Consider the following 6,314-nt stretch of genomic DNA (forward strand, 5'->3'; position numbering starts at 1 on the left):
TATGCAGCATATTGACAATGCTGCATATAACGCATATGCTCAATATGCGGACGGTAGAGGTGTCGTTACCACCTTACCGTCCTAATCACACTGACCTCGACTAGGAGACCAGCATGACTACCATCCCCGTTATCACGCGCCCCGGCGCGCTGAAAGCCCTGCAGCCCGCATCTGTCGCAGATGGCAGCCCCACCTTCATCACCCGCACCTTCGATACGCTGACCAAGGCAGTGGACGAAGCCCTCGAACTGGAGCGTGATCTGTCGCACGCTCTTTCGTGGGATCCCGCATCCACCGGTATCCAAGAGGCCGCTGAAGCCAAATGGCAGGATTGCCTTAAACTCAGCGGCGACATCCTGACCGCACAGATGGTCAGTGCCGAAGATTTGCCAATGCAGCGCATGAGCATGCTGCTGCACTTCCTCATCGAGTCCACAGGGCCGGAAGAGGCTCGCAGGTTTCAACATCTGTACTTTGAGAACCTGGAGCTGTTCACCGCTGAAGATGGTGATTGCCAGACGCTGCTGCAGACCGGCGCGCGCCAGATGAACGCTCTCATCGAACTCTCTGTGGCGGATGAAGCGCAGAACTTCCTGCCCAACTAAGCCCACCATCCCAGCATTCTTCTGACCCGCCCCGCAGTGGACACGCCGCAGCGCCCGGCTCAGCCATGCCATTTCTGAAGTTTCAGCAAGCGCCAGTTCCGGCGCCTGCCCAGCCCAATTTTGCCTATGCGGAGGCTGCCATGCCCCACTCAACCTGCGAACATTTCCCGCAAACGGTCCATCCCCACTGGCGCGCCGCCGCCAGCGCAAAAGGTTTCAAAATCGTCCAGCGCATCAAAGACCGGTATCATCTGCTTCTAGCCTGCCAAAGCTGCGGTCTGACACACGCCAGCAAGATCTTTGTTCTCATGAACAGCCAGCCGCAGTGCCCGCACTGCATTCAAGACCGGTGGCAGGCCGACGCTGTGGCCGCAGGTTTGAAGTGGGCAGGCCGCGATCCGGAAGACCGTCACTATGCCCACTATATCGCCCCCTGCGGCCATAACTTGCGCCGGCAATTTGAGATGGTTAAGCGGGCAGCCGAAGGCCTGTGCAGTGTACGGTGCGAGATTTGCCACGCTGACAAAGAACAGGCCGAAGCAGAAGAACGGGGGTGGCACCTGATCGGAGAAGACACAGGTGGCAACCAGAATTACCGTCTGTACCAGCATCAGGTCTGCGGCCATGTTCAGCGGATTGCCCGTGCCAACATGCAGACTGGCCGGTTTCAATGCAGCAACTGCGGCGAGGGCTGGAGCAGTGCGCCAAGTTTTCTCTACGTCATGAAGCTTAAACTCGCCAAAGGTGCCAAGCTGATCAAACTCGGCTACAGCCGCGATCCCGTCTCCCGCCTTTACCACCAACTTCTGAAGACCAAGGAGACGGAGGCGCAGGTCCTGCGGACAGTTCCCATCAGCTCTGGCCACACAGCTGTGCAAATTGAGAAAGGCCTGCATGCGCGGCTGAAGGCAGAGCACCCCGACAGCGTCGCGCCGCCAGACCTCTACGCAGATGAATTGAGGGTCAAAAGTGAGGTCTATTTTCCGGATGTGTGCCAGGTGATCTTCGCGATGCTCGACGCCATCAAGGCGGAAGAAGACAGCTAAGCGCCTCCCTCCCCTTCAATTTCCGACCTGTTTTCCGCCCGGCCCCGCTGGGCGCCCGATCCCTTTTGCCTGTTCACAGGAGGCTTGCTATGAACCAATCCAACCACTCCCCCGCGCGCCCCGATTGGTGGAAGTTCGCTGAAGACTGCGCCCGCCGCTATCATCTCTACTACGAAGAGCTGCAGCAGACGCGGCGCAAGACACTCAAAGAAGACGCGCCAGCCGACGGTGCCGACACCGAGGAGCCGCTTGTGTCCACGCCCCCGGAACAGCCCCATTCTTTGCTGCAGCATCTGAGCGAGCACCCGAACGCGCGGCATCTGCCGCCAGAACTCTGGGAACACCTGGAGCAGGAAGGCGCCGACCCATTTGCCTGCGATGAGACAGGTCGCTGGCTGCCGCACACAGACCTGCCGGCAGACAAGCTGCTTCTTCTGCTTCGGATCGCCGCGGCCTTCGGCTCCCCGGCTGCGGTGGACACGCAGCTTGCCCGGGGCGCCGTGCTGATCCTGCACAACATTCCTGCCTCCGGGTTTTCAAGCGTGGAAAATCTCCTCAACCACGCCCTGCTGCCGCCGGGCTGGCAGGCCTATGACGCCCGGCGCCAGGTGCAACTGCCTCAGCGCGTGACCCTTGCTGTCCCCAGCGCCCGCGACGGCGGAGTTGAGCAGCGGCACTTTGATGAACTGCAGGATCTCATCATTAAAGGCCTGGCGCACAGCCAGCCTTTGTGGATCTGCCTGCCGGACGAGATGGCGCTACCGGCGCCGCTGGTGACGGAGCACTGCCATCAGCTGACACTACCGCAAGTGGACGCGGATTTTCTGATCGCCCTGCTGCGCCAGACCCACAGCCGCACGGGTCACATTGATGAAGCCGCCGCCCGCGCGGCGCTGCCCCCGAACGGCCAGCTGCAAGAGCTCTCCACGCCCGCACTCTCATTCGCCCTGCGTGCGCCCACAGCGAAGAAGATGGCGCAGCGCCTGTCCCAGGCGCTTGCAGCCGCTGCCGCTTCACCGCCCGAAGCCCACGCGCCGAGGGAAGAGATCACCGGCATTGGCCGGTCCTATGACACCGCCCGGCAACTGGTTGCAGACCTGCGGCTCTGGGCCGAAGGCGAAGTGGCTTGGAATGAGATCCCGCACTCCTTGCTGCTTTTTGGCCTGCCGGGCACCGGCAAAAGCCACCTCGCCCGCGCGATGGGCCGGAGCGCCGCTGTCAATTGCGTTCAAACAAGCTGCGCGGAATGGCAAAGCGCCGGTCATTTGGGCAACCTGCTGCTCGCGATGCGCAAAAGCTTCGAAGACGCGCGGAAGAATGCGCCCTGTATCCTGTTCATCGATGAGATCGACGCGATCAGCTCGCGCACCAGCGGCGACACCCACGGCAGCAGATATGGATCGCAGGTGATCGCTGGTCTCCTGGAGCAGATGGACCGCATCGGCCTGGAGGAAGGGATCATGGTGGTTGGTGCCTGCAACCACCCGCAGCACATCGACCCCGCGGTGCTGAGAGCCGGGCGGTTTGACATCAAGATCGAGATGCCGTTGCCAAGCATGGCGATGCTGCAGCACCTCCTTGCTGAGCGGCTGCAGGACGCATTCCCCGAGGATGCGATGTTGGAGCTGGCGCGGGACAGCATTGGCAAAACCGCCGCCGACGTGGATGCGGCGGTGCGCTCTGCCCGCAGTGAAGCCCGGCACAGCGGCTGCCCGCTCGATCTGCAGCTTCTGCGCCGCCATCTGCAAGTCATGGCACAGGAGGAGAACCACGACCTGCTTTACCGCATTTGCGTCCATGAATGCGGCCATGCCATCACCGCCTGGATCTTCGGCGAGGCGATCACGCAGGTCCGGGTGGCTGCCGCAGGCGGAACAATCGAACGGGATGTTCCCGCGAATGCAGGTCTGCCGGCAGATTTCGACCGTCAGCTCTACGTCCACCTCGCGGGGCGGGCGGCGGAGCGGCTCATCTTTGGGACTGTGTCCGCTGGCGCTGGCGGCAGCGCCACCTCCGACCTCGGAAAAGCAGCTCGGATGGTCCTGGCGATGGATTTTGAACTGGGTTTAGGGGCCTTCGGCAACGGCTGGTTTGGACCGCAGGATCCCTCCCGCCTGACGGCCTGCGAACGCCAGCGCCTGCAGGAGCGGCTCGACTACGCCGAGGACCACGCGCGCGCGCTGCTGTACCCCCATCAACAACTGCTTAAGGACATGGCTGCAGACCTGGTGCAGAAACGAGAGTTCGATACCAAGGCGGTCCGGTCCTGGCTGCGCGATGTGCCGCGCAAAAATGGTCCGGAGCCGGTCCTGGACCAGTAGATGCGCCCGCCAACCAAGCCGCACCGCCGCGAGGTTTGCACAATTCTTATGCGCAAACTTCCGCGGTGCAAGCACCGGTTGACCCAAAATCCGGATAATTCCCTTTCGGAAAGGTTTTGCCCGCGCGGCAAACGCCGCCGGTCCAGCCGCAACGGCGCGCACCTCAGCGCCCCGTCCCCGAGCAAACCGGCCCAAACGGCAGGTTGTCCACATAAACCCGGCCCCGGGGCGGCATCTCCCCCCTTTCACGGGGCCCGCCGCCCTCCCTCTCCCGATATGATGAAGCCAACAGCCGCCGGGGCAGTTCCCGGCCAGATCAGCAGCATCAAAAAAACGCCCCGGGCACCGGCCTGGGAGCGGCGGGAGACCTCGGCCTATGGCACGGGACCAGAAGAGCTATGTCAATTCCAGAGGGACAGCCTGTCACTCCGGCACTTCTCAGACAAACGGCCGGGCCAACTGCCCGGACCCGCTTCTGCACATCATCCAGCTCCTTGCCCGCCAGGCTGCTCAGGAAGACATCGCGGCACAAAGGAGCAAACCGCCTTCGAAGGAATAAACCATGACTGCAACACCCGGTCTCCGCGCTGCCATCTACGCCCGGTACTCCACAGACAAACAAAAAGACACATCGGTCGAGGACCAGATCCGGCTGTGCCGCCGTCTGTGTGAACAGAAGGGGTGGCAGGTAACGGAAGTTTTCACAGATCACGCGCTCAGCGGCAAGAACGCGCTGCGCCCGGGATACCAGCGCCTGATCCAGGCAGCCGAACGCGGCGGGATCGACGTCATTGCCGCCGAAAGCCAGAACCGCCTCTCGCGGGATATGGCGGATTCCGCAAACCTGCTGAAGCGCATGAACTTCTTCGGAGTCAAGATCCACACGGCTTCGGAGAATGAGCTGGATGACATGAAGGTCGGGGTCGGCGGGCTGGTATCCACCATGTTCCTCAAGGACCTAGCCCAGAAGACACGGCGCGGGCTGGAAGGACGCATTGCCAGGGGCAAATCTGCTGGCGGGATTGCCTACGGCTACCGGGTGAAGCGTGAGATCCTGCCCGACGGCACGGTCAGCACCGGCGACCGGGAGATCGAGCCGGACGAGGCCGCCGTCATCACCCGGATCTTCCGGGATTACGCAGACGGGCTTTCCGCGCGCTCAATCGCTGCCGCGCTGAACGCCGAAGCAGTGCCTGCTCCCCAGAGCGGCAAGGGCACCGGAGTCTGGAACCCCTCAACGGTCTCCGGGAACATCAAGCGCGGCACCGGCATCCTGAACAACGAGCTCTATATCGGACGGCTGGTCTGGAACCGGCTGACCTATGATACCAACCCGGACAACGGAAAACGCTTGTCCCGACTCAACCCGCCCGAAGACTGGAAGATCGAAGAGGTCCCGCAGCTGCGCATCATTGATGACCAGCTCTGGCACGCAGTGAAGACACGTCAGGGAGAAGTGCGGCAGGCAATGAACCCGGCAGGCGTTCTGACCGAACGGCCCCGGCTGGAACGCGCGCGCCGGCCGACCTACCTTCTGTCCGGCCTCTTGCGCTGCGCCTGCTGCGGCGCCAGCTACACGCTGATCAACAAGACGCGCTACGGCTGCGCAGGTGCCCGCAACAAGGGTGCTGCGGTCTGCACCAACCGCGCCACCATCGGCCGGGCAGAAGTGGAAGAGCGGGTGCTTTCCGGGCTGAAGCAGCGCCTGCTGGCACCGGACCTGCTGGCGCAGTTCGCGGAGGAATACCGCAAGGCGTTCAACGACGCCGCCGCGGGGGCCTGCCAGGACCGGCAGAAGGCCGAACACTCCCTCAAGAAGGTGGAGAGCCGGATCTCAAACATCCTGACCGCTATTGAGGACGGCATGTATACCGCCTCGATGAAGGACAAGATGTCTGAGCTGGAGGGTGAGAAGGCCCGCCTGGAGGCGGTCATCGCGGACAACCCGGAGCCCCCTGCCCTGCGGCTTCACCCGAGCCTGTCGGCGCGGTACCGGGAGCTGATCGAAGATCTGGCTGGGTCCCTGAATGCGCCGGAGGTGCGGCGGGAGGCGACGGCGGCGCTGCGGGCGCTGATTTCAGAGGTGCGGATGGTTCCGGACGCAGACGCACCTGGGGGCCATCAGCTTGAACTTGTTGGGGAACTGGCGGGGATCATGGCTTTGGGGAGCCCTGAATCGAAGAAGCCCCCGCTGTTTGCGGAGGCTTGGTCGGAAACGGTGGTTGCGGGAGCAGGATTTGAACCTGCGACCTTCAGGTTATGAGCCTGACGAGCTACCTGGCTGCTCCATCCCGCGTCAGGTGTTATTGTATCGTTTAGAGAGATGTTGGATTTTACTAGGT

4 protein-coding genes and 1 tRNA gene are annotated in these 6,314 nt (G+C 62.6%); 4 read left to right on the forward strand and 1 reads right to left on the reverse strand.

What is annotated here, in order from left to right; all coding sequences use genetic code 11:
* Positions 1-113 precede the first annotated feature (113 nt).
* From N6L27_RS22840 to N6L27_RS22855, 4 genes are all read left to right on the forward strand, one after another.
* Positions 114-605, forward strand: coding sequence for a hypothetical protein (locus N6L27_RS22840; protein WP_271909720.1), 492 nt, complete (start codon positions 114-116; stop codon positions 603-605).
* Between the two features lie 65 nt (positions 606-670).
* The gene (locus N6L27_RS22845) at positions 671-1,651 is read left to right on the forward strand and encodes a GIY-YIG nuclease family protein (RefSeq protein ID WP_271909721.1); all 981 of its coding nucleotides are present in this window, start codon (positions 671-673) and stop codon (positions 1,649-1,651) included.
* An 89-nt stretch (positions 1,652-1,740) separates the two neighbouring features.
* The gene (locus N6L27_RS22850; protein WP_271909722.1) at positions 1,741-3,972 is read left to right on the forward strand and encodes an AAA family ATPase; all 2,232 of its coding nucleotides are present in this window, start codon (positions 1,741-1,743) and stop codon (positions 3,970-3,972) included.
* A gap of 562 nt (positions 3,973-4,534) precedes the next feature.
* Complete coding sequence (locus N6L27_RS22855) at positions 4,535-6,235, forward strand: recombinase family protein (RefSeq protein WP_271909724.1); 1,701 nt, start codon at positions 4,535-4,537, stop codon at positions 6,233-6,235.
* On the opposite strand, the gene N6L27_RS22860 is transcribed toward N6L27_RS22855, so the two are convergent.
* Positions 6,192-6,268: transfer RNA gene (locus N6L27_RS22860), tRNA-Met, on the reverse strand. The genes N6L27_RS22855 and N6L27_RS22860 overlap by 44 nt on opposite strands.
* Positions 6,269-6,314: the final 46 nt, after the last annotated feature.

The organism is Leisingera sp. SS27 (assembly GCF_028368855.1).
Lineage (GTDB): Bacteria > Pseudomonadota > Alphaproteobacteria > Rhodobacterales > Rhodobacteraceae > Leisingera.

What these genes read in the sequence shown, in the direction of transcription:
- N6L27_RS22840 (WP_271909720.1), top strand. Translation starts at nt 114, where the DNA reads ATGACTACCATCCCCGTTATCACGCGCCCCGGCGCGCTGAAAGCCCTG.
- N6L27_RS22845 (WP_271909721.1), top strand. Translation starts at nt 671, where the DNA reads ATGCCATTTCTGAAGTTTCAGCAAGCGCCAGTTCCGGCGCCTGCCCAG.
- N6L27_RS22850 (WP_271909722.1), top strand. Translation starts at nt 1,741, where the DNA reads ATGAACCAATCCAACCACTCCCCCGCGCGCCCCGATTGGTGGAAGTTC.
- N6L27_RS22855 (WP_271909724.1), top strand. Translation starts at nt 4,535, where the DNA reads ATGACTGCAACACCCGGTCTCCGCGCTGCCATCTACGCCCGGTACTCC.